We start from the raw sequence: 20,560 nt of genomic DNA on the forward strand, positions 1-20,560 counted from the left end.
CGCTTCTTCACCTCGCCGCACGGAACACCCGGCCCGACGCCACAAGCGACGCTGCTGCACCGCATGGGCCGGAGCGGATAGGGCTACCGTGCCGCAGGTGAGCTTCTTCCTGACCCGCGTCCTCACCATGCTCGGCCAGGGCGGCGACACCGTGCTCTTCCACCACGAAGGGCGCGCCACCACCTACCGCGCCGCAGCCGACACGCTCCGCCGGATCCACACCGGCCTCAGCAACCAGACCGGCATCGTGGCCATCGACTCGCCCAACCGGCCCGAAGTGATCCTCGCGCAGGTCGCCGCGCAGTTGCGGGGGCTCGAAGTGCTGCTCATCGCGGCGTCGGCGAGCAAGCCGGCCCGACAGGCCGCCCTCGAGAAAACCGGGGCGACCCTGCTCGACCTCGACGAGCTTGCCACCAAGGAACCGTCCACTCCGGACACCCTCCCCGACCGGGTCACCGCGATCTTCCCCACCGGCGGCACCACCGGGGCGCCGAAGCTCATCCGCCACACCGGCATCTACGACGGCATGGCCCACATCTTCTCCCCCGACGGCACCCAAACCGTCCTCGTCACCGCCCCGCTCACGCACATGACCGGCAACGCCGCGGCGCTCGGGGCGCTGCTCAGCGGCAACAAAGTGGTCCTCCGCACGAGCTTCGACGCCGAAGAACTCCTGAACGACATCGAGACCCACCGAGTCACCAGGCTCGCCCTCACGCCGCCCAGGCTGGCCAAGGTCCTCGACAGCCCGGCGCTGGCGAGCACCGACGTCTCCAGCCTGAAATCCCTCTCACTCGGCGCCGCCCCGCTTCCGCCCAACAGGCTCGCCCAGGCGCTCGACGCCTTCGGCGCGATAGTCGGCCAGGGATACGGCCTGACCGAAGCGCCGATGATCGCGAGCATCTCCGCGGAAGAACTCACGAAAGCCCACCGACTCGGCTCCGTGGGACGAATCGTCCCGGGCATGGAAGCCCGCGCGGAAAACGGTGAGATCCTCGTGCGCGGACTGTCCATGATGGACGGCTACCACGGCGAACCACCGATCGCCGACCGCTGGCTCCCCACCGGCGACCTGGGCCACTTCGACGACGAGGGTTACCTCTACCTCCACGACCGCATCGCCGACGTGATCATCACCGGCGAGCACGGCACCAAGGTCCCCTCGACCGCCATAGAGCACACCCTGCTCACGCACCCCGCCGTCAAAGCCGCGGCCGTCTTCGCGGTGCCCGGGCAGAACGGCGAGGGGGAGCTGGTGCACGCCGTCGTCGTCACCCACGCAAAAGCAACAGAGGCAGAACTGCGCCACCACGTACGCGAAGCACTGGGCGGCGACCACTTCGTACCGTCCACCGTGGACTTCGCCGCCGAGCTCCCCCTCACCCCGGTGGGCAAAGTGGACAAACGAAAACTGGCCGAACCGTTCTGGTCCGGCCATTCCCGCCACATCGCGTAAAAGGAAGAGCCGGTGTGTGCACCCCCCGTCGGCGCACACCCCGGCTCTTCGGCTAGTGGTTACTTCACTTGTCGCCGAAGCGGATCGAGGCGACCTGCTTGTCGAAACCGATCTTGCTCAGGTCGGGCACGCTGGCCGTGATGACCATCGACTGGCCGGTGCAGTTCGGGCCCTTCCAGAGCTTCACCGGGCCACCGCTGAGCTGGATCGAGGAGACCTGCGTCGGCTGCGGGTTGGCGACGCAACCCGGGCCCGAGACCCCGAAGGAACCGTTGGGCTCGGAGAAGTTGATGCCGCTGTCGAGGATCGCGCTGCCGTTGCCGAGGGTCACGCCACCGGGAGGAGTCGTGGTGCTCGAGGACGGCGGGGTCGCGGTCGAGGAAGACGACGCCGGCGGAGCCGCCTGGCCGCTGGAGGCGGGGGCGCCGCCCTTCGGCAGGACCTTGCCACCGTTCGGCGAGATGGCGAACCAGGTGCCGCCGACGCCTTCACCGTTGATGTCGCCCGGCTTCTTGTCGCCGGAGAAGCGGTAGAGCGCCCAGCCGCCGATGGTGACCTGGCGGGAACCGTCGGCACGGGTCAGGATGCCGATCTTGGCGGCGGGAACACCGTTGACGAAGATGCGCGAACCCGGCTTCACAAGCACCGGCGGCCAGGTCTTGGCGCAGTCACCGTTGCAGTTGGACGTCGGGGGCTTCGGGCTGTCCTTGTCGAAGCGGTAGAGCGTCATGCCGGCACCGTCGTGGACGATCGGGTTCAGGCCACCGGCCGAACCGCGGGTCAGCTGGACCCACTTCATCGCGGCGTCGTCGGTACGCGGGCCCTTGTAGTCGTCGCCCTGGGTCATGTCCGCGCCGTTTTCCTTGGCGGTACCGGTCTTGTAGTCGACACCGGTCGTCGGGTCGGTGCCCTCCTGCGAGGTCTGGGCCTTGCCACCCTCCGGCGTGACGCCGAACCACGTGCCGCCCACGCCCTGGCCCTTGGCCTGGCCCGGCTGCGAGTCGCCGCTGAACTTGTACACCGGCCAGTTGCCGATCGTGACCTGCAGCGTGCCGTCCTGGCGCTTGACGAAGCCGACGTCGTTCTTGTCGATGCCGTTGAGGAACACCTTGCCGCCCGCCTTCACCGTGACCGGCGGCCAGGTCTTGGCGCAGTCACCGTTGCAGTTGGACGTCGGCGGCTTCGGGCTGTCCTTGTCGAAGCGGTAGAGCAGGAAGCCCTTTCCGTTCAGCACCACCGGGTTCAGGCCGGACGCGGAACCGGCGTCGAGCTCCACCCACTGCTCGGCGGCGTTGGTGTCGGCCGGGTCGGCGAAGTCGCCGGTGTTCTGCGGTGCACCGTTCTCCTGGGCCGTGCCGGTCAGGAAGTTGACCGACGAAGCCAGGTCGGCGCCCCCGGCACCGGCCGGAGCGGCACTCGGCGTGCCGGCGGTGGAACCGCACGCCGTCAGCGCCGCCACACCCGTCGCCACCAGGGCGGCGAGCATCGCAACTCGAGTACGCAACATTTCGGGTTTCTCCCTGTCAGAGCCGGCTGCCGGAGATGGCGAGCCTTCGATGACCGGTACACGGGTGTGGTCCCCGTGAGGGTTCACCGAAGTTTCGTGATGGCGGTCACATCTGCCTGAAACAGGAACTCCTTGCCAGGACAGCAAAAAGGCGCTGCCCGTTCATCCAGTCCACACTGGACGAACGGGCAGCGCCTTGCGACGAACCTACAGCGAGGCCGACACGTACTGGTGCCCGTCGGTGTTCTCCACGAGCACCGACGCGACGTTCGCCGGGTCGACGAGCGCCGAGCCGTCGAGGTTCACGCCGTCGCTCGCGGCCTTGTCCGACACCAGCCAGTTGCCGGCGATCTCACGGCTGCCGTCCTTGCCGACCACCACGAGCCGGCACTTCTGCCCCTCCGGGATGCCGGTGACGGACGCGTTGAGCCGCACCCAGCCGGCTGCCGGGGTGACGGCGACGTTGAGCCGCGCCCCCGAGGCGGATTCCCCCGTCACGAAGCGGGTTCCCGGTGCCACCGTGGCCGGCGCGGACACCGGCGGCGCGGCGACGGCCGTCCCTGCCCCGCTGTCGCCCGACTTTCCGACGAGCACGCCCGCGCCCAGCGCCGCCGCGGCGACGACGACCGCCGCCGACGCGGCCAGGATCCGGCCCCGGCCGCGGGCACCCGCCGACTCCGACCTGATCTGCCGCAAGGTGCGTTGCAGCAGCAGGTCCGCGTCGTCCGGCGGCCCGTCGAGCAGCGCCTCGGGCGGCAACGCGCCCAGGAACTCCTGCATCTCACGCAATGACTCCACCTCCTCCCGGCACTCCGCGCAGGTCGTCAGGTGCTGCTCGACGTCCGGCTGGTCGGTCGTGCCCGCCTCGCCGGCCACGTAGGCCTCGAGGTCGAACCGGTCGCTGTGCGAAGTGTTCATCACGCGGCCCCCACTCCCAGTCGCTGCGACCGGAACTGCTCACGCAAAGCGCGCAACCCGTAGTACGAGCGCGATTTCACGGTGCCCGGTGGTATGCCCAGTTTCTCGGCGGTCTCGCCGACCGTCCGCCCGTGCAGGTACACGTGTTCCAGCACTTCGCGGTGCTCGGCGCTCAAGTCGTCCAGCGCCGCGAGCACCACCATCGAGTCCACGACCTGGTCGGAGTGGTCGCGCGCCACCGGCACGGTGGTCGGCGACTCCGCCACCTCCGTGGGCCGCGCGGCCCGCGCCCGGATCTTGTCCGTGACCAGGTTCCGCACCACGGTCAGCAGCCAGCCACGCACCGAGCCCTTGCCGTTGACCAGGCTTTCGGGGTGTCGCCAAGCGCGCACCAGTGCCTCCTGCACGACGTCTTCCGCCGCTGCTCGATCACCGAGCAGCCTTGTGGCGTACGCCAGCATCGCCTTGCCGTGCTCCTCGAACAGCGAGCGCACGAGAGCCTCGTCGGCGACCTGCTGGCGATGACGGGTCCTCAACCCGGCCATCCGCTACCACCCTCCCGAGTCCCGCAAGGTGCGGGATCTCCTCACCTCCACGAGGGGCACACGGATGGCGAGCGGGGTTCAGTTCAGCGGATACCGAACCGTGACCAAAGCCACAGTCGTCACGCTGAGCAGTGCTTACCCGAGTTCACGCAGTCGACGACGGTCGCCATCAGCGCGTCCGGCATCACGTCGATGAAGTCGGCGTGGTCGGAGACGGGATTGTTCAGCTCCTCGGGGAACGAGTCGATCGCGTACTCCGCACCGGCCGGCACGGTGTAGGAGATCTCCAGGTGCAGGCGCGGGACGGCGAACGTGCCGGCCTGGCACGCGCCGTTCGCGGCGGGGAAGACCAGGTGCGACTTGTGGTTGGCGCTGTCGGTGGTGCGACCGTTCCAGCAGCTCGGGAAGTCGAACAACCGCACGACCTGCTGGCCGGCCGGGCAGCGCGGGTACTGGCGCCCGACGTGGTCGCGGCTGCCGGAGCACGTCCACTGCACGTGGTCGGTGCCGACGCCGCCCTGCGTGTACCCATGCGGGTTGCCGGTGTTGGCGCGCAGGAAGCGCGGCATGGGGACGACGTTGGTGACCGGGCTGCCCTGGTACTCGATCAGCACCGAGTCCGGCACGAGGAGCCGCCCGAACACGGTCTGGCGCGCGTCGCCGCGCGGCAGGCGCAGCACGGGCCAGTAATAGGTCGACTTGTCGCCGGCCTGGCAGGTGGTGCCGGCGGCGGCGAGGGAAGTGTCGGTGGAGAACGCGGTGGTGGAGTCGTTGCCGACGTAGTCGTGCAGGTGGTGCGCCCCACCGGCCACGCCGGGGCTGATCACCACGTTGTCGGAGTTGTGGCGGCCTTCCTCGTCGCGGCCGCAGTCGATGCGCCAGGTGCCGCTCGATCCGCCGGGCTGCACCACGGGCGCAGGCGGCGCGACGGGCAGCGCCGACACGTCGGCGAAGTAGACGGGCGAGACGGTGTGCTCCTCCTCGTGCGCGCCCGCCGTGAGCGTGTTGTAGCCGACCACGCTCGCCGGCACGGCGATCAGCACGAGCACGACGGTGAACACGATCCACCCGGGCGACCACCGCCGCCGCGATTGCGAACCCACGTGGATCATTTTCACACTGTCAAGATCGGCACGTTCGCGGGGCCGTCAGTCCGGGACCACGACCCGCACGGGCAGCACGCGCTCCCGGTGGTGCTCCTCGTGCAGGTCACGCCTGCGCGCGTGCAGCAACTGCGCGAGCGTGACGACGCCGAGCACCTTTTCGGGCTCTTCGCGGTCCACCACGCGGGCACGCGTGACGTGGCCGAGCGCGAGCTTGTTGGCGACCTCGCGCAACGTCTCGTCGGGGAACGCGGTGACGCGCGCGGGCGCGGCCGGCCCCGGCGTCATCACCTCGTGCACGAAGAACGTCTCCAACGGGTCGGTCGTGTACTCGCGAGTGAGGTGCAGGCGCCGCCGCGCGATCTTCTCCGTGAGCACGGAACGCTTCAGCAGCAACACGGACAACGCGTACGCCGAGACGGACGCGACCACGAGCGGCAGCAGGTAGCTCCACGCGTGGGTGAGCTCGAGCGTGAAGACGATGCCGGTGAGCGGCGAGCGCATCACGCCCCCGACCACGGCGGCCAGCCCGCACGTCGCCCAGAACCCGGCCGCGAAGTGCGGCAGCACCGCCCCCTCGGCCGCCCCTAGCGCGGCGCCGATCATGAACACCGGCGCCAGCACGCCACCGGACGTGCCGGAGCCCAGCGAGAGCGCCCAGATCAGCGTCTTGACCACGAGGATGCCGACGATCAGCTGTGTGGTGGCCTGGCCGGTGAGCAGCTGGTCGATCACGTCGTAGCCCACGCCCAGCGCGTGCGGCTCGATCAGCCCGCCCGCGCCGATGATCAGGCCACCGATCGCCGGCCACCACATCCAGTGCACGGGCACGCGCGCGAACAGGTCTTCGGCGAAGTAGACGAGCGCCGTCGCGCCGATGGCCAGCAGGCCGCCGGTGACGCCGGGGATCAGCGCCAGCCCGTCGGCGAGCGGACCCGTTTGCGGTGCCTGCACCCCGAAGACGGGCCCGGTGCCCAGCAGGTAGCCCCTCAACACGGTGCTCACCGCGACGGCCGCCGTCACCGGCACGAAGCTGCGCGGGCGCCACTCGAACAGCAGCAGCTCCACCGCCAGCAGGATCGAGGCGAGCGGCGCGTTGAACGTCGCCGCCATGCCACCCGCGGACCCCGCGACGAGCAACGTCTTGCGCTCGTCCGCACTGAGTTTCAGCAGCTGCGCCAGGATCGACCCGACGGCGCCGCCGGTCATGATGATGGGCCCCTCGACCCCGAACGGTCCCCCGGTGCCGATACTCACCGCCGCCGACACGGGCTTGAGCACCGCCACCCGCGGCGCCACGCGGCTCTCGCCCGTGAGGATGGCCTCGATCGCCTCGGGCATGCCGTGGCCGCGGATCTTCTCGGAGCCGTACCGCGCCATCACCCCGATCACGAGCCCGCCGACCACCGGCGCGAGCACCACCAGCCACCACGGGTGGTGCACCGCCCCCGGCGCCACCAGATCCGTCGCGACGCGCTGGTAGAAGACGAGATTGGTGATCAACCCGATCAGCTTCAGCAACGCGAACGCCGCCACCGCGCTCGCCGCCCCCACGAACAGCGCGAACGCCGTGATCAGCAACATCCGCGGCCGCACACTGAAGTCCCCCAGGTGCGCCGCCCGCCCCGGCGCGCTCACAGCCGCCCCGGCCCGGCCGACGGAACCAGCGGCGCCTTCTCCGCCGCCGCCAGCAAGTCCTCGACGCTCGCCGCCACCCGTTCTCTTTGGGCCGGTGCCAGCTGCCCCAGCAGCTCCCCGAGCGCCTCATGCCTCCGCGCCAGGACGTCGTCCACCACCGCCTGCCCCGCCTTCGTGACCTCGACGGTGACCACGGTGCGCCGGTGCTCGTCCTCCCCTCGCCGCACATAACCGTGCGCCTCGAGCTTGTCCGCCAGCCGCGTCACCGACGACGCGTTCACGCCCATCGCCGCCGCCAACCGCGAACACGGCACCCGCCCCAGACTCGCCAGCACGACCAACAACCGCACCTGCGCAAACGTCACCCCCCGCGGCGCGGCGTGCGCACTGTCCCACGCCACGGCCACGAGCACCCGCGTCAGCCGCTCCAGGCGGTCGAGATCGTCTTGCATAGGGCAAAACTTGCTATAGGCAAGGTCTTGAGGTCAAGACAGTCGACGGGTGGCCCGCGTCACCTCACCGGACCACACCAGGTGAACGACCTGCCCGACCCCGAAGATCTCCCGCCGCCGGCCACTGGCCCCGAACCCCGCCCTCCGATACAACGCGAGCGCCCTCTCATTGCCCACGCCCGTCCACACCTGCACCCGCCCCGCCACGCGTTCCTTCAGCGCCCCCAGCAACGCCGCCCCCACGCCGGCACCCCAGCACTCGGGCCGCACGAACACCATCGAGACGTGCCACAACCCCGGCTCCACCGGCCCGCGCCCATCCTCCGCCCGCCCATCCTCCGCCCGCCCCGCCTCGGCCAGCACCATGCCAACCACACCCCCGCCCTCGACGGCGACGAGCACCAGCGCCTCGGGATCCGCCAGCTTCTCCCGCACCCGCTCCACCCGCCCCGCCCCAGGCACCTTCCCGCGCGCAACATTGGCCGCACGCCAACACTCCCGCGCCCCCTCAAACTCCGCGGCACTCACCGCGACCCGAACTTCGACCATGGCCTCATCACCTCCACGTCCACCCGGCCGGCGCGGCCCTTGCCACTCCTCAACCCCCCACCCGGCAACACAACTCACCCCCCCAGCCACCCCTCCCCGCACCCTTCCCCCGGCCGATCCAGACCGTCGTCACCATCAAAATCGGGGTGCCCACCACCCACCACTCGGGCGCAATGGTGTGCGCAGCACGCCGAGCCACCCCTAAACTCGACCACCGGCGACGCGGGAGGTGAGCCCGGTGGAGAACCACCCCTTCCGGGGCAACCCCGGAACGCACCACATCACCAAATCACTGCGCCCCACGCGAGCGCGGCACGCTGCGCGTACAAGACCGCGCGGATGAACGGAGAAAGAGTCACCCCCGCGCCGCCGACCAACCAGAGCAACGAGAGCAACCAGAGCAACGAGACCCACCTGGCCGAGCCGACCGCACCAGCCGAGCCAACCCACCCCGACGTACCAACCCGGCCGAGATGACCACGCAGGAAGAACCAGCCACTTCGGAGTTCGCACCCCTCGAACCCCTACCGCCCGTCTGGCGGTGGCAAGTCGCGCGATGGCCCACCTTCGAAGACTGCGCCCGCGCCCTCGACCTCACCCCCGGGGAACTCTCCTGGTTCTCCGACCCCCGCCACTGGAACGACCGCGCCAACCACACCCTCCGCCACTACCACCACCACTGGATCCCCACCGCCGCCGGCGGCCTCCGCCTGATCGAACGCCCGAAGCCGCGCCTGGCCGAACTCCAGCGGCGCGTCCGAAGGCACGTCCTCGCCGCGCTCCCGGTCCACGACGCCGCCCACGGCTTCCACCCCGGCCGGTCCATCCTCACGTGCGCGGAACCCCACGCGGGCCAGGAAAAAGTCATCCGCATGGACCTGGAGCACTTCTTCCCCACCGTCTCCGCCCGCCGGATCCGCTCGCTGCTCGAACTCGCCGGCTACCCACCCGCCGTCGCCCAAGCCGTGGCCGGAATCGTCACCACGACCACGCCGCCGGACGTCCTCAAGAACGCGCCCCGGAAAGTCCGCGACCAGCTCGGCAAACCGCACCTGCCCCAGGGCGCACCCTCATCCCCGGCCGTCGCGAACGCCGTCACCCACCGCCTCGACCGCAGGCTCTCGGGCCTGGCCCTGAAACTCGGCGCGAACTACACCCGCTACGCCGACGACCTCGCCTTCTCCGGTGAAGCAACCCTCCCCCTGCACCGCCTGATCCCGGGCGTCCGAAGCATCGTCGCGGACGAGGGTTTCCGGCTGCGCGAGGAAAAGACGTCGATCGCCGCCAAGCACCAGCGGCAGAAGGTGGCCGGCCTCGTCGTCAACACCAAGCCCGCGGCCCCTCGCACCCACTACGACGACCTCCGCGCCACCCTCCACAACTGCGCCACGACCGGTCCCGCAGCGCAGAACCACGCCGGCCACCCCGATTTCCGGGCGCACCTGCGCGGCCGCATCGCCTGGATCTCCGCGACGAGCGTGGGCCGAGGTGCCAAGCTGAAAGAGCTCTTCGACCGCATCGATTGGAGCTGACCGTGCAGAACGACAACGTGTTCGACGTCCTCGCCGCCCTCGACCGGTTACCCGACACGGCCGACACGATGCTGGTCGACGAGTACTTCGTGGACAAACCCACCGCGAGCGCGCGGATCTTCCGCATCTACCGCGAGCTGCCGCTGCACTACCACACCGAATGCGACGAGCACCTCTACGTGCTCAGCGGCCGCGGCACGTTCCACCTCGACGGCGAAGAGTTCGAGGCCCGTCCGGGTCTGCTGCTGCACTTCGAGAAGACCAAGGTCCACGGCTTCCCGCGGATCGACGAGCACCCGCTCGTCGTGCTGTCAGTCGACGTGCCGAGGCGGCGCCCCGACGACGTGGTCTTCGTGGACCCGTCACAAGGCGACGCCGGCACGTTCATGGCGCGCAACGCGCCGGAACCACCGCACTAGGCGCGCCTCACGCCAGCAGCGGGCAGAGGGTCCGCTCGAGCTCGGCCCACGAGCCGACCGGCGCGGCGCCGGGGTCGACGTCGCGCGCCTGGATGTCGCCGGCGCGCTGCGCCAGGTCGAAGCGGTTCTCGCGCCACGCGTAGGCCAGCAGGTCGTCGTACTGCGTGCGGGGCAGCCAGCCCTGCTCACGCCCGACCTCGAGCCGCATGAGGTGGAACACGAGCTCCACGCTGTCCGGGTCCAGACCACGCAACCGGCGCGCGAACCCCTGCGCCGCGTCGAAGTTGCCCTCCTGGAAAGCCGTGTAGGCCAGGAAAAGCGCCGTCGCGGCCATCACGTCGGAACGGTGCAGACCACCTTCGGCCGCGAGGTGCTCGGCGATCCGGAAGCTGCGGCCTCCCTCGCCGAAACCCCCGTCGGACTCCACCGCCTCGGCCAGCGCACGCTGCTGGCGCGTGAGGTAGTCGTCCGCCACATCCACCCTGTTGGCATTCATCATCGAAACCCCTCCCCTCAGCCGAGCTTTCACCCGACTGCTCCTCTGCACAAGATGTTACGGCGGAGTGGCAGATACATCGAATGCCCCAACGCCTTCCTCCGTTAGAAGGTTGGGGCGTCACGAAGTGTGCTCAAGGGTCGGTGATTTGGCCCCTCCGGCCGACCGGATGGGGTAACTTCGGGCAAGATCAACGCGGGCCAGGGCACGATCCCGGACGAAACGTTCACTTCCGCGGATGTGGTCATTTCGCTGGTCAGTTGCAAGATCGGTCCTCTTCGGAGCGCACAGTTGGTTCGCAGGGGCAACGAAAATTCCCCGTCCGACCCGGAGTCCTCCGTGGACTCGCCCGGCTACCGTGCAGTAATGACGACCACGGTGTTCCGCGGCGGCCACGTTTTCACCGCCGATGCCGCGGGCACGAGCTGCTCGGCCGTCGCGGTCTCCGGCGGCCGGATCGTCGCCGTCGGCGGCGACCGCACGGTGGAACCCTTCTTGCGCGAAGCCGACGACGTCGTCGACCTCGCCGGCGGGCTCCTGCTGCCCGGGTTCGGCGACGCCCACGTGCACCCGGTGATGGGCGGGCTCGAACGGATCCGCTGCGACCTTTCGGGCACCGAAACCGCGGATGCCTACGTCCGCATCATCGGCGAATACGCCCGCGCCCACCCCGACCGGGAATGGCTCCTCGGCGGCGGCTGGGCCATGGAGGCGTTCCCCGGCGGCCGCCCGCACCGCGCCGCGCTCGACGCCGTCGTCGGGGATCGCCCGGTGCTGCTCCCCAACCGCGACCACCACTCCAGCTGGGTCAGCACCGCCGCCCTGGCCAGAGCCGGGATCGACCGCGACACCCCCGACCCCGCCGACGGCCGCATCGAGCGTGACGCCGACGGCGAACCCACCGGGCTCCTCCACGAAGGCGCCGCTGATCTCGTCGCCCGCGTCGCCCCGGCCGACACGCAGGAAGACCTCGACGCCGCGCTCGCCGAAGCGCAGCGCTACCTGCACTCCCACGGCGTCACGAACTGGCAGGACGCGTGGGTGGCCGTGCCGGGCCACGGGTCGAACGTCCACGAGTCCTACCGGCGCGCCGACGCCGCCGGCACCCTGACCGCGAAGGTCACCGGTGCGTTGTGGTGGGACCGGTCGTGCCCGCCCGAAGGCGTCGCGGACCAGGTCGCGCGCCTCGCCGAGATCCGCGCGGCGACGGCCGCGCAGTGCCGCAATTACCGCACGCCGTCGGTGAAGGTGATGCAGGACGGCGTGGTCGAGACGTTCACCGCCGCCATGCTCGAGCCCTACCTCGATCGCCACGGCCACCCGACCGGTGACCGGGGCCTCGGCTTTCTCGACCCCGGCCTGCTCCGCGACGTCACCACCGCCCTCGACGCCGCCGGCTTCCAGGTGCACTTCCACGCCATCGGCGACCGGGCGGTCCGCGACGTCCTCGACGCGCTCGAAGCGGCCATCGCCGAGAACGGCACCTCCGAACGCCGCCACCACCTCGCCCACCTGCAGGTGGTGCACCCGGCCGACGTCCCGCGCTTCCACCGCCTCGGCGCCACGGCCAACCTGCAGGCGCTGTGGGCCGCGCACGAACCGCAGATGGACGAGCTCACACTGCCCTTCCTCGGTTTTCCGCGCGCCGCCTGGCAATACCCGTTCGGCGACCTCCTGCGCACCGGCGCCGCGCTCGCCATGGGCAGCGACTGGCCGGTCAGCAGCCCCGACCCGCTGGCCGCGATCCACGTCGCCGTGAACCGCGCGCTGCCGGGCGCGACCGCTCCGCCGCTAGGCCCGGAACAAGCGTTACCACTCGCGACCGCCCTGCGCGCCTACACCGCGGGCAGCGCCGCGGTGAACCACCTCGACGACGTCACCGGCTCACTCACCGTCGGAAAGGCCGCCGACCTGGTGGTTCTCGACCGTGACCCGTTCGACAGCCCGCGCCAGGAGATCGGCGCGACGCGGGTGGTGCGTACGTACGTGGACGGAGCCGAGGTCTACCGCGCCTAGAAGTGCGCAGCCGGGGCTGTCGTTATACCCAGGGTGAAGCTCATCCCCCAAACGGGTGACGTTCACCGTGGCCGCGTCTGAGCTGCGGTGAAACGGGTTAGCCGAACGCGACCCGACTCCCGGCAGAGGAGAGCCCGATGTCGATCCGTGTGCTGATCAGCCACGAGAGCACCGCGATTCCGTGCGAGAGGTGCGGCTACCCCACGTTGCACGTCGCTCACCTCGTGACCCCCGAGGGCCAGTGCATCGGCCGCAAGCTCGTGTGCACGCTCTGCCGGGAGAGGGAGAGCCAGGAGGCGCCCGAAAAGCTTTCCGCCGGCCCGGCTGAACTCAGGCCACTTCCCCGCGCCGGCTGTCCGCCGTGTGCAGCCCCAGCATGTCCAGCAGCAGCGCGCAGTCGTCGGCGCCGCGCGAGTTCGCCGCCACGGCGAGCGTCGCCTTCCGGCGCACTTCCTCCTGGTGCGCCAGGTTTTCCTCGATCATCAGGTCCGCGGCCGGGTGCAGCCCGGCGCTGAAATCACGCATGCCTGTTCTCCCCGAAGTGCGAAATCCCTTCCGCTCCGGACCTACCCGGGTGCGCGCGGGGTGAAACGCGATCAGAGCCAGTCGCGGCGCTTGAACGACGCGTACAGCCCCACCGACAGCAGCACAATGGCCACTGTGGACACCCAGAACCCGGACGTGGCCTGGAATCCCGGGTACGGCACGTTCTGCCCGTAGAACCCGGTCACCGCCGTGGGCACCGCGATGATCGCGGCCCAGCTGGTGACCTTCTTCATGATCGTGTTGAGCCGGTTGCCCTGCAGGTTCAGCTGCGTCTCCCGCACCGTCGCCACCAGGTCGCGCAACGACTCCGTCCACTCCGACGCGCGCAGCACGTGGTCGTAGACGTCCTGGAAGTACGGCATCATCACGCTGTCGACCAGGTGCTGGTCGCGCCGCATCACGGTGTTCACGACCTCGCGCATCGGCAGCACCACGCGGCGCAGCGCCGTGAGGCTCTTGCGCAGCCGGAACGAACGCCGTTGCAGCTCACGCTGATCGGGCCGCTCGTCGAAGACCAGGTCCTCCAGCGCCTCGATCTGGTCGTCGAGCGCCTGCACGCTGTCGAAGTGCCCGTCGACGATGTAGTCGAGCAGGCCGTGGAGCAGGAACGCGACGCCGGACTTCGCGAGGTCGGCCGAGGCGTCCCACCGCTGCGCCACGGCCTCGATGTCGAACCCGTCGTCCTTGCGCACGGTCACGAGCGCCTGCTTCGTGACGAACGCGGCGAGCTCCGATTTCGTGACCATGCCGGTGTCGACGTCGAAGTGCGCCGAGTACGCGATGAGGAAGGAATGCGTGTCGTATCGGTCGAACTTGGGCCGCTGGTGTTCTTCGGCCGCGTCCTCGACGGCCAGCGCGTGCAGGCCGAGCTCCTCCCGGATCGAGGCGAGGTCGTCTTCGGTCGGCTCGCAGAAGTCGAGCCAGACGGTGGTGGCCGGGTCCTGCAGGTAGTCGGAAACCTGCTCGACCGGGAAGTTCTCTTCGACCAGCACGCCGTCGCGGTAGACCCGCGTGAGTGCCACGCCGCGCCACCTTCCGCCGGGGAACCTTTCGACGAAAAGTACCCGCAGCCGATCTCCGCCGAACCCACCGGCGTCCACCGAAGGTGTTGTGTGACTGGCATCACCACTGCGGCTGCGGCACTGTTCACGCTGTGCAGTCCGCCCGAGGTCCCCGCCACCCCGTCCGCACCGCGCTGGTGGGGCTCACGGTGCTCGCCCTCGGCATCGTCACCGCACTCAACGCCCGGAATCTGCCCGTGATCGGCGACGGCACCACGTACGCCGCCGAGTTCACCGAAGCCGCCGGGCTGCGCGACGGCAACGACGTGCGCATCGCCGGCGTCGAGGTCGGGCGCGTGTCCGCGGTGACCCTCGACGGTGCTCGCGTGCGGGTGTCGTTCAAGGTCAAGGACGCGTGGCTCGGCGACGGCACCACCGCCGCCATCAAGCTGAAAACGGTGCTGGGCCAGAAATACCTCGCGCTCTATCCGGCGGGCGCCGGCTCGCTCGACCCGGACGTGCCCATCCCGAGCTCGCGCACCACCGTGCCCTACGACGTGCTCGACGCGTTCCGCGATCTCTCTGCCACGGTCGACCACATCGACACCACGCGGCTCGCGCACAGCTTCGACACGCTCGCCACGACGTTCGCCGGCACTCCCGCCGACGTCCGGACCGCGCTCGGTGGCCTCTCCCGCCTGTCGGACACCATCGCCTCCCGCGACGCGCAGCTGACCGCACTGCTGGCCAACACCCGCGCGGTGTCCTCGACGCTCGTCGACCGCGACGCGGAAGTGCAGCGCCTGCTCGCCGACGGCAACCTCCTGCTCGACGAGGTCGCGCGCCGCGAGTCCGCCATCTCCACCCTGCTCGACGGCTCGCGGCGCCTCGCCACCCAGCTGTCGGGCCTCGTCGCCGACAACGACCAGACCCTCGCCCCGACGCTCGCCGGCCTCGACCAGCTCACGTCCTTGTTGCAGCGCAACCAGGATTCCCTTGCCCGCGGCGTGAAAGCGCTTGCCCCGCTCCTGCGCCTGGGCACCAATCTCGCGGGCAACGGCCACTGGGTCGACGGCTACCTGTGCGGTCTGGTCCTCCCGTCGATCGGGCCGCTGAACGAGCAGGGCTGCTACCCGCGTTAGGGCGTGATCTTCCTGCTCGCGGAATCCGCCGCCTCCTGCGCGGGAGCCTCGTACCCCGCCACGTGCGTGATCCGCACCGTCACCTGGTTGTCGTTGTACGTATAGGCCTCGTACGTGAACTCGATACCCGTCTTCTCGACGTGTTCCATCCACGCGCGGTACTCGTGGCGCTTCCAGCCGGGGAAGTTGAAGAACTCGTCGAAGTGCACGATGCTGCCCGGGCGCAGGCGCGGGCCGACGTTGTCGAGCACGGTTTTCGCGGAGCTGTAGAGGTCGCCGTCCACGTGGAGGAAGTCGACGTGGCCCGGGTGCTTCTTCAGGAATCCCGGGAGGCTGTCGTTGAAGAGGCCGACGACGAGTTCCGCGCCGGGGACGTCGGGCAGGTCGTCGCGGGCGAAAGCGCCGGCGGGCATGCCGTTGAGCCAGGCCTCGGGCAAGCCTTCGAAGGAGTCGAAGCCGTAGACCTCGACCCCGCCGCGCGCGGCGGCGATGGTGCGCAGCGTGTTGCCCGACGCGACGCCGAACTCGAGTGCCATGCCACCGGTCGGGGCCAGCGACAACGCGAACCTCAGCGTCTCGGGCGGGCTGCCGAAGTGGCGGGCACCGACGAGGTTCTCGCGGGCGAACACGTTGCTCTCGAGCGCGGCGTCCTGATCACCGGCGTACACGATGTCGCGGCGGCTGCGGATCTCGAACTCCACCACCCGGTCGAGCAACCGGTCACCCTGGCGGACGATCTCCTCGCGGAGCTCGTCGCGGATCCGGTTCAGCTGATCGGTGTACGGGTCATGCAGACGGGTGGCCACCCGGTGCAGCACCAGGCCGGCTTTCCGCCGCAGAGCCCCGCCCAAAGTCCTTGCCGTGAAACGATCTTGGTGCGGCTGGGTCATTCCGGGACGATATACAACAACCGGGCACCATTTCGAGGCGGCCGGTTTACCGGCGGGTAACGGCAAGCGTCCACTGTGTACCGATCAGTGGCAGGGGTGGCTGCCCGTGGTCCGAACGTCACCCGCCGCACCCCTACGGGCAGCTTGCCGGAAACCCCCAGGGCCGATCATGGCATGGTGGCGACCATGACGAAGCGAATGTGGTGGGCCTGGCAGACGGTCCGCTCGGCGGCGATCGCGTATCGCACCGGGCGCAGACGGGCCCGCTACTGAGCACAACACCACCCGCCGGCGCGTCAGCGATCCGGTGAGTCCCCACCCTGCTCGGCCAGGAACCGCTCGAACTGCGAACCGAGCTCCTCGGCCGTCGGCATGTGCTCCTGCGACTCGGCCAGCAGGCTGTCGCGACCGGAGGCTTCGACGAACGTGTCGTACTGGCGCTCCAGCGCGCGCACGACGTCGGCGACCTCGTCGGACTCGGCGACCTGGCGGTCGATCTCCGCGGTCGCGACCTGCGCGGCGACGCGCAGCTCACCGTCGGGCAGGTGCAGGCCGGTGGCGCGCTCGAGGGACTCCAGCACCAGCAGCGCCGCCGACGGGTAGGCCGACTGCGCGAGGTAGTGGGGCACGTGGGCGGCGAAGCCCATCGCGTCGTGACCCCATTCGCCCAGGCGGTACTCCAGCAGCGCCGACACGCTCCCGGGCACCTGCATGCGATTCGGCAGCGGCTGGTGGTCGCCGCCGATGAGGCTCTCACGCGTGGCGTGGGCCGTGACGCCGAGCGGACGCGTGTGCGGGGCGCCCATCGGGATGCCGTGGAAACCGACGGTCAGGCGCACACCCCAGCGCTCCACCAGGTGCTTCACGGCCGTGGCGAAGCGCTCCCACTCGTGGTCGGGCTCGGGGCCGGACAGCAGCAGGAAGGGCACGCCGTCGGTGTCGTGGAGGAGGCGAACGGCCAGCTCAGGGGCCTCGTAGTCCTCCCAGTGGTCCACCGCGTAGGTCATCGGCGGGCGCCGGGAGCGGTAGTCGATGAGGCGGTCGACATCGAAGCGCGCGATCACGCGGTTCTCGACCTCGTTGGTCAGGTGGTCGGTGACGAGCCTGCCGGTGGAGCCCGCGTCCATGAAACCGTCGAAGAAGTGCAGGAGCACGGCTCCGTCCAGGTCGGGGACGTCCGAGTCCACCTCGTACAGTTCCTCGGGATCGAATCCCACCGGAATCCTCCTGCTGATCGCTGTCGTGCACAGGCTTAAGTGGTTGTAACGCGGCGCCACCGCGAATCCATCCCGCCCGCGGCCGAAATAGTAACGCCACGCACTCACCGGGGCCCCGGATCGGGGCACAGTGACACTTGTCGTGGCCACGATCACGACAGTTCAGGCACGCTGAGCAGGTGACCGCAGAAGAACCCCCCGCGTTGAGCCTCAGCCTTCGGCCACCCGAGCACCGGGTGAGCCGCAAGGCCATCGGCCACTGGACGGCGTCGGCGGCGATCGGCTGGCTCGTCGTGATCGGGGTGCAGGCAGTGGTGGTGGCCACCAGCGACGACCCGCCGTCGTGGCTGTCGGTGACCCTTGTGCTCTGCTGCGTGCTCGGGCCGCTGCACCTGCTCGTGATGCCGCAGTGGCGCTACCGCGTGCACCGGTGGGAGGTCACGGCGGAGGCTGTGTACACGCAGTCGGGCTGGCTCAAGCAGGAGTGGCGGATCGCGCCGATCTCGCGGATCCAGACCGTGGACATCGAGCGCGGCCCGCTGGAGCAGCTGTTCGGGCTGGCGCGGATCACGGTGACCACGGCGTCGGCCGCGGGTCCGCTGCGGATCTCAGGGCTCGACCACGACCGGGCCGTCGCGCTGGCCGACGAGCTGACGCGCACCACGCAGGCCGTGCGCGGGGACGCCACGTGAGCGCGGCGCTGCCGGCGACCACGCAGGCGTACGAGGGCACGGCGGAAGCCCCGTGGCACCGGCTCGACCTGCGGATGCTGCTGATCCGGCCGGTGCTCGACCTCGTGCGGTCGCTGCCCGTGCTCGTCGGCGCGCTGCTGCTGGGCTCGGGCAACAGCTGGCAGTGGATCGGGCTCGCCTTCACCGCGCTGACGATCGCCACCGGTATCTCGCACTGCCTCACCTCGCGCTACCGCATCACGGACACGCAGGTGGAATGGCGCACGGGGCTGTTGCTGCGCAAGCAGCGGGCCGTCCCGCGAGACCGGATCCGCACCGTCGACGTGGTGTCGGAGCCCAAACACCGGCTGTTCTCCCTGGCCGCGGTGCGGATCGGCACCGGACGGCACTCGCACGGGAAGGGTCCGGGCAAGGACGAGCTGGTGCTCGACGCCGTCACCCGCGAGGAAGCGCAACGGCTGCGGACCCTGCTGCTGCACCGGAAAGCCATGCCGGCCGACGTCGTGGCGCCGCCGGAGCAGCTGGTGGCGGCCGTGGACCGGAAGTGGCTGCGGTACGCGCCGTTCACGCTCTCCGGCATCGCGGTGGTGGGCGCGATGCTCGGCACCGTCTACCACTTCGCGCACGAGCTGAACCTCGACCCGGTGCGCTACGGGCCGCTGCGCGAGCTCGCCGACCGCGTGACGCAGGAACCCGTGTGGCTCACGGTGGCCGCGGCGGCGATCGGCCTGCTGCTGCTCGTGTCGGTGCTTTCGGTGGGCGGCTACGTGCTGTCGTTCTGGAACTTCCGCCTCACGCGCGAGCCGGGCGGCACGCTGCACATCCGGCGGGGCCTCATCACCACGCGGTCGGTGTCGATCGAGGAAGACCGGCTGCGCGGGGTCGAGCTGAAAGAACCGTTGCCACTGCGAATGGTCGGCGGTGCGAAGTGCGTGGCGGTGGCCGCGGGCCTGCGCGAAGGCAAGGGCGCCGACAAGGGCGGCGGGCTGCTGCTGCCGCCCGCGCCGCTCGAGCGCGCGCAGGAGGTGGCGGGTGAGGTGCTGGGCGAGGACGTCGCGGGCGCGGCGCTCGTGCGGCACCCGCGGCAGGCGTTGAACCGGCGGATCACGCGGGCGCTGACGAGCGTGCTGGTGCCGGCGGCGGCGCTGTTCCTCCTGGCGTGGGCCGGTGCGTTGCCGGACTGGCCGTGGCAGCTCGCGCTGGTGCTGGTGCCGTTCGCGGTGCTGGTGGGCTGGGACCGTTACCGCACGCTGGGCCACGCGCTGGCCGGCCGCTACCTCGTCACGCGCTCGGGTTCGCTGGCGCGCACGACGGTCGCGGTGCGGCGCGACGGGCTGACCGGGATCGTCGTGGCACGCTCGTGGTTCCAGCGGCGCGCCGGCCTCGTCACGGTGGTCGCGCCGATCGCGGCGGGGCGTGGCCGCTACCACGTGGTGGACGTCGGGGAAAGCGCCGGACTCGCGCTGGCCGACGCGACGGTGCCGGGGTTGCTCACGCCGTTCCTGGTCTCCGGGAAACGGGCCGAATAACCGGCCGTGATCATTCCGGTGAATTCACTGCACGCGATTGTTCTCCGCATGTGGTAATTTATTCACTTGTCGTGCGCGCGAGTCTGGTCGCAGACCACGAAGAGGTTTCGAATGCCGCCTTCCGAAGAAATCGCTGCAAGCTCTGCAAGCCCCGAGCGGCCGCGCCGAACGGCAGGCACAAGCAGTTCGCGCAAGGTTCTCCAGGTGCTGCTCGCGTTCTCCGAGCACCGCTGGGAGGCGAGCGTCGCGGAGCTGGCCGAGGTGATCGGCAGCCCGGTGGCCACGACTTATCGCTACGTGCAGCTGCTGAAGGAACTGCAGCTGCTCGAAGAGGCGCGCTCGGGCCGCTACCACGTGACCAGCCAGGTGATGCCGCTCGCGCGCGCGGCGCGGCTGGCCAACGACGTCGCCCGGATCGCGCGTCCGACCATGGAGGAGGCGTCGCGCGAGCTCGGCGAGACGATCCTGCTGTTCCAGCATTTCGGCGACCTCGCCGTGTGCACCGATCGGGTCGAATGCGACCGCGCCATGCGGTTCACGTTCCAGCCCGGGCACTCGATCCCGCTCGGCGCCGGCGCGACCGGCAAGATGCTGCTCGCCCTGCTGCCCGATGGCGAACGCGAGCAGCGCGTCGCGGAGATCGCGCGCGAGCACGGGATCGAGGTGCGCGAGGAGCTGAAGCTCGCCCTGGCGAACCGCTACGCGCAGAGCTGGGGCGAGATCGAGGACGGCGCGTGGGCGTGTTCGGTGCCGGTGGAAACGGGGCGGACGCGGCCGAGTGTGCTCTCGCTCGTCGGGCCCGCCGCGCGCATCAGTGACGCCGCGCGGGCCGAGGCGATCAGCGCGTTGCAGGTGTATGCCGAGCGCATCAAGAAAGCAGTTTCGTCGTATTCGATGTAGCGGGTAGGAATG

At 70.2% G+C, this 20,560-nt stretch carries 20 protein-coding genes; 8 read left to right on the forward strand and 12 right to left on the reverse strand.

The window, feature by feature from the left end:
• The first annotated feature begins 97 nt into the window (after positions 1-97).
• On the forward strand, positions 98-1,456 hold the full coding sequence (locus AB0878_RS13195; protein ID WP_366579476.1) for an AMP-binding protein: 1,359 nt from the start codon (positions 98-100) through the stop codon (positions 1,454-1,456).
• Between the two features lie 64 nt (positions 1,457-1,520).
• On the opposite strand, the gene AB0878_RS13200 is transcribed toward AB0878_RS13195, so the two are convergent.
• The 7 genes from AB0878_RS13200 to AB0878_RS13230 form a co-directional block, all read right to left on the reverse strand.
• Entirely contained in the window at positions 1,521-2,963 is a 1,443-nt protein-coding gene (locus AB0878_RS13200; protein ID WP_366579478.1) for a hypothetical protein, read from the reverse strand.
• A gap of 207 nt (positions 2,964-3,170) precedes the next feature.
• Positions 3,171-3,881 carry a zf-HC2 domain-containing protein gene (locus AB0878_RS13205; RefSeq protein ID WP_366579480.1) on the reverse strand — a complete coding sequence of 237 codons (711 nt, stop codon included), beginning with the start codon at positions 3,879-3,881 and terminating at the stop codon, positions 3,171-3,173.
• Positions 3,881-4,426 carry a sigma-70 family RNA polymerase sigma factor gene (locus AB0878_RS13210; RefSeq protein ID WP_366579482.1) on the reverse strand — a complete coding sequence of 182 codons (546 nt, stop codon included), beginning with the start codon at positions 4,424-4,426 and terminating at the stop codon, positions 3,881-3,883. The genes AB0878_RS13205 and AB0878_RS13210 overlap by 1 nt, the downstream gene beginning before the upstream one ends.
• A 119-nt stretch (positions 4,427-4,545) precedes the next feature.
• Positions 4,546-5,529: a DUF1996 domain-containing protein gene (locus AB0878_RS13215; RefSeq protein WP_366579484.1), complete on the reverse strand. Its 984-nt coding sequence runs from the start codon at positions 5,527-5,529 to the stop codon at positions 4,546-4,548.
• Positions 5,530-5,574: 45 nt separating this feature from the next.
• Positions 5,575-7,113, reverse strand: coding sequence for a chloride channel protein (locus AB0878_RS13220; RefSeq protein ID WP_366579486.1), 1,539 nt, complete (start codon positions 7,111-7,113; stop codon positions 5,575-5,577).
• Positions 7,114-7,163: 50 nt separating this feature from the next.
• On the reverse strand, positions 7,164-7,619 hold the full coding sequence (locus AB0878_RS13225) for a MarR family transcriptional regulator (protein ID WP_366579488.1): 456 nt from the start codon (positions 7,617-7,619) through the stop codon (positions 7,164-7,166).
• A gap of 33 nt (positions 7,620-7,652) precedes the next feature.
• Entirely contained in the window at positions 7,653-8,054 is a 402-nt protein-coding gene (locus tag AB0878_RS13230; RefSeq protein ID WP_366579490.1) for a GNAT family N-acetyltransferase, read from the reverse strand.
• Positions 8,055-8,641: 587 nt separating this feature from the next.
• Here AB0878_RS13230 and AB0878_RS13235 point away from each other — a divergent pair.
• Together AB0878_RS13235 and AB0878_RS13240 are read left to right on the forward strand one after the other, a co-directional pair.
• On the forward strand, positions 8,642-9,700 hold the full coding sequence (locus AB0878_RS13235; protein WP_366579491.1) for a reverse transcriptase family protein: 1,059 nt from the start codon (positions 8,642-8,644) through the stop codon (positions 9,698-9,700).
• A gap of 2 nt (positions 9,701-9,702) precedes the next feature.
• The gene (locus tag AB0878_RS13240) at positions 9,703-10,119 is read left to right on the forward strand and encodes a cupin domain-containing protein (protein ID WP_366579493.1); all 417 of its coding nucleotides are present in this window, start codon (positions 9,703-9,705) and stop codon (positions 10,117-10,119) included.
• 7 nt (positions 10,120-10,126) lie between these two features.
• Here the strand turns inward: AB0878_RS13240 and AB0878_RS13245 are convergent, their stop codons facing one another.
• Positions 10,127-10,615, reverse strand: a complete 489-nt coding sequence (locus AB0878_RS13245) for a hypothetical protein (RefSeq protein WP_366579495.1) — start codon at positions 10,613-10,615, stop codon at positions 10,127-10,129.
• A 366-nt stretch (positions 10,616-10,981) separates the two neighbouring features.
• Between AB0878_RS13245 and AB0878_RS13250 the strand changes: the two genes are divergently transcribed.
• Positions 10,982-12,631, forward strand: a complete 1,650-nt coding sequence (locus AB0878_RS13250) for an amidohydrolase (protein ID WP_366579497.1) — start codon at positions 10,982-10,984, stop codon at positions 12,629-12,631.
• Positions 12,632-12,961: 330 nt separating this feature from the next.
• Here the strand turns inward: AB0878_RS13250 and AB0878_RS13255 are convergent, their stop codons facing one another.
• The gene (locus AB0878_RS13255; RefSeq protein ID WP_366579498.1) at positions 12,962-13,156 is read right to left on the reverse strand and encodes a hypothetical protein; all 195 of its coding nucleotides are present in this window, start codon (positions 13,154-13,156) and stop codon (positions 12,962-12,964) included.
• Positions 13,157-13,227: 71 nt separating this feature from the next.
• Positions 13,228-14,199, reverse strand: coding sequence for a magnesium transporter CorA family protein (locus tag AB0878_RS13260; RefSeq protein ID WP_366579499.1), 972 nt, complete (start codon positions 14,197-14,199; stop codon positions 13,228-13,230).
• A 131-nt stretch (positions 14,200-14,330) separates the two neighbouring features.
• Between AB0878_RS13260 and AB0878_RS13265 the strand changes: the two genes are divergently transcribed.
• Positions 14,331-15,320: an MCE family protein gene (locus AB0878_RS13265; protein WP_366579501.1), complete on the forward strand. Its 990-nt coding sequence runs from the start codon at positions 14,331-14,333 to the stop codon at positions 15,318-15,320.
• Here the strand turns inward: AB0878_RS13265 and AB0878_RS13270 are convergent.
• Positions 15,317-16,210 carry a class I SAM-dependent methyltransferase gene (locus AB0878_RS13270; RefSeq protein ID WP_366579503.1) on the reverse strand — a complete coding sequence of 298 codons (894 nt, stop codon included), beginning with the start codon at positions 16,208-16,210 and terminating at the stop codon, positions 15,317-15,319. The two genes, AB0878_RS13265 and AB0878_RS13270, sit on opposite strands and share 4 nt — an antisense overlap.
• Positions 16,211-16,506: 296 nt before the next feature.
• Positions 16,507-17,427: a PAC2 family protein gene (locus AB0878_RS13275; RefSeq protein WP_366579505.1), complete on the reverse strand. Its 921-nt coding sequence runs from the start codon at positions 17,425-17,427 to the stop codon at positions 16,507-16,509.
• A gap of 179 nt (positions 17,428-17,606) precedes the next feature.
• On the opposite strand from AB0878_RS13275, the gene AB0878_RS13280 reads away from it, so the two are divergent.
• The 3 genes from AB0878_RS13280 to AB0878_RS13290 all read left to right on the forward strand — a co-directional run bounded on the left by AB0878_RS13280 (position 17,607) and on the right by AB0878_RS13290 (position 20,548).
• The gene (locus AB0878_RS13280) at positions 17,607-18,119 is read left to right on the forward strand and encodes a PH domain-containing protein (RefSeq protein WP_366579507.1); all 513 of its coding nucleotides are present in this window, start codon (positions 17,607-17,609) and stop codon (positions 18,117-18,119) included.
• Between the two features lie 74 nt (positions 18,120-18,193).
• Positions 18,194-19,648 (forward strand): PH domain-containing protein, encoded by a 1,455-nt coding sequence (locus AB0878_RS13285; protein WP_366579954.1) that lies wholly within the window; start codon positions 18,194-18,196, stop codon positions 19,646-19,648.
• Between the two features lie 204 nt (positions 19,649-19,852).
• Positions 19,853-20,548, forward strand: coding sequence for a helix-turn-helix domain-containing protein (locus AB0878_RS13290; protein WP_366579509.1), 696 nt, complete (start codon positions 19,853-19,855; stop codon positions 20,546-20,548).
• The last annotated feature ends 12 nt before the right edge of the window (positions 20,549-20,560 follow it).

It is taken from the genome of Amycolatopsis sp. NPDC047767 (genome assembly GCF_040704195.1).
Taxonomy (GTDB): Bacteria; Actinomycetota; Actinomycetes; order Mycobacteriales; family Pseudonocardiaceae; genus Amycolatopsis.

What these genes read in the sequence shown, in the direction of transcription:
- AB0878_RS13200 (WP_366579478.1), bottom strand. Translation starts at nt 2,963, where the DNA reads ATGTTGCGTACTCGAGTTGCGATGCTCGCCGCCCTGGTGGCGACGGGT.
- AB0878_RS13205 (WP_366579480.1), bottom strand. Translation starts at nt 3,881, where the DNA reads ATGAACACTTCGCACAGCGACCGGTTCGACCTCGAGGCCTACGTGGCC.
- AB0878_RS13210 (WP_366579482.1), bottom strand. Translation starts at nt 4,426, where the DNA reads ATGGCCGGGTTGAGGACCCGTCATCGCCAGCAGGTCGCCGACGAGGCT.
- AB0878_RS13220 (WP_366579486.1), bottom strand. Translation starts at nt 7,113, where the DNA reads ATGTTGCTGATCACGGCGTTCGCGCTGTTCGTGGGGGCGGCGAGCGCG.
- AB0878_RS13225 (WP_366579488.1), bottom strand. Translation starts at nt 7,619, where the DNA reads ATGCAAGACGATCTCGACCGCCTGGAGCGGCTGACGCGGGTGCTCGTG.
- AB0878_RS13235 (WP_366579491.1), top strand. Translation starts at nt 8,642, where the DNA reads ATGACCACGCAGGAAGAACCAGCCACTTCGGAGTTCGCACCCCTCGAA.
- AB0878_RS13245 (WP_366579495.1), bottom strand. Translation starts at nt 10,615, where the DNA reads ATGAATGCCAACAGGGTGGATGTGGCGGACGACTACCTCACGCGCCAG.
- AB0878_RS13250 (WP_366579497.1), top strand. Translation starts at nt 10,982, where the DNA reads ATGACGACCACGGTGTTCCGCGGCGGCCACGTTTTCACCGCCGATGCC.
- AB0878_RS13255 (WP_366579498.1), bottom strand. Translation starts at nt 13,156, where the DNA reads ATGCGTGATTTCAGCGCCGGGCTGCACCCGGCCGCGGACCTGATGATC.
- AB0878_RS13270 (WP_366579503.1), bottom strand. Translation starts at nt 16,210, where the DNA reads ATGACCCAGCCGCACCAAGATCGTTTCACGGCAAGGACTTTGGGCGGG.
- AB0878_RS13285 (WP_366579954.1), top strand. Translation starts at nt 18,194, where the DNA reads ATGCTGCTGATCCGGCCGGTGCTCGACCTCGTGCGGTCGCTGCCCGTG.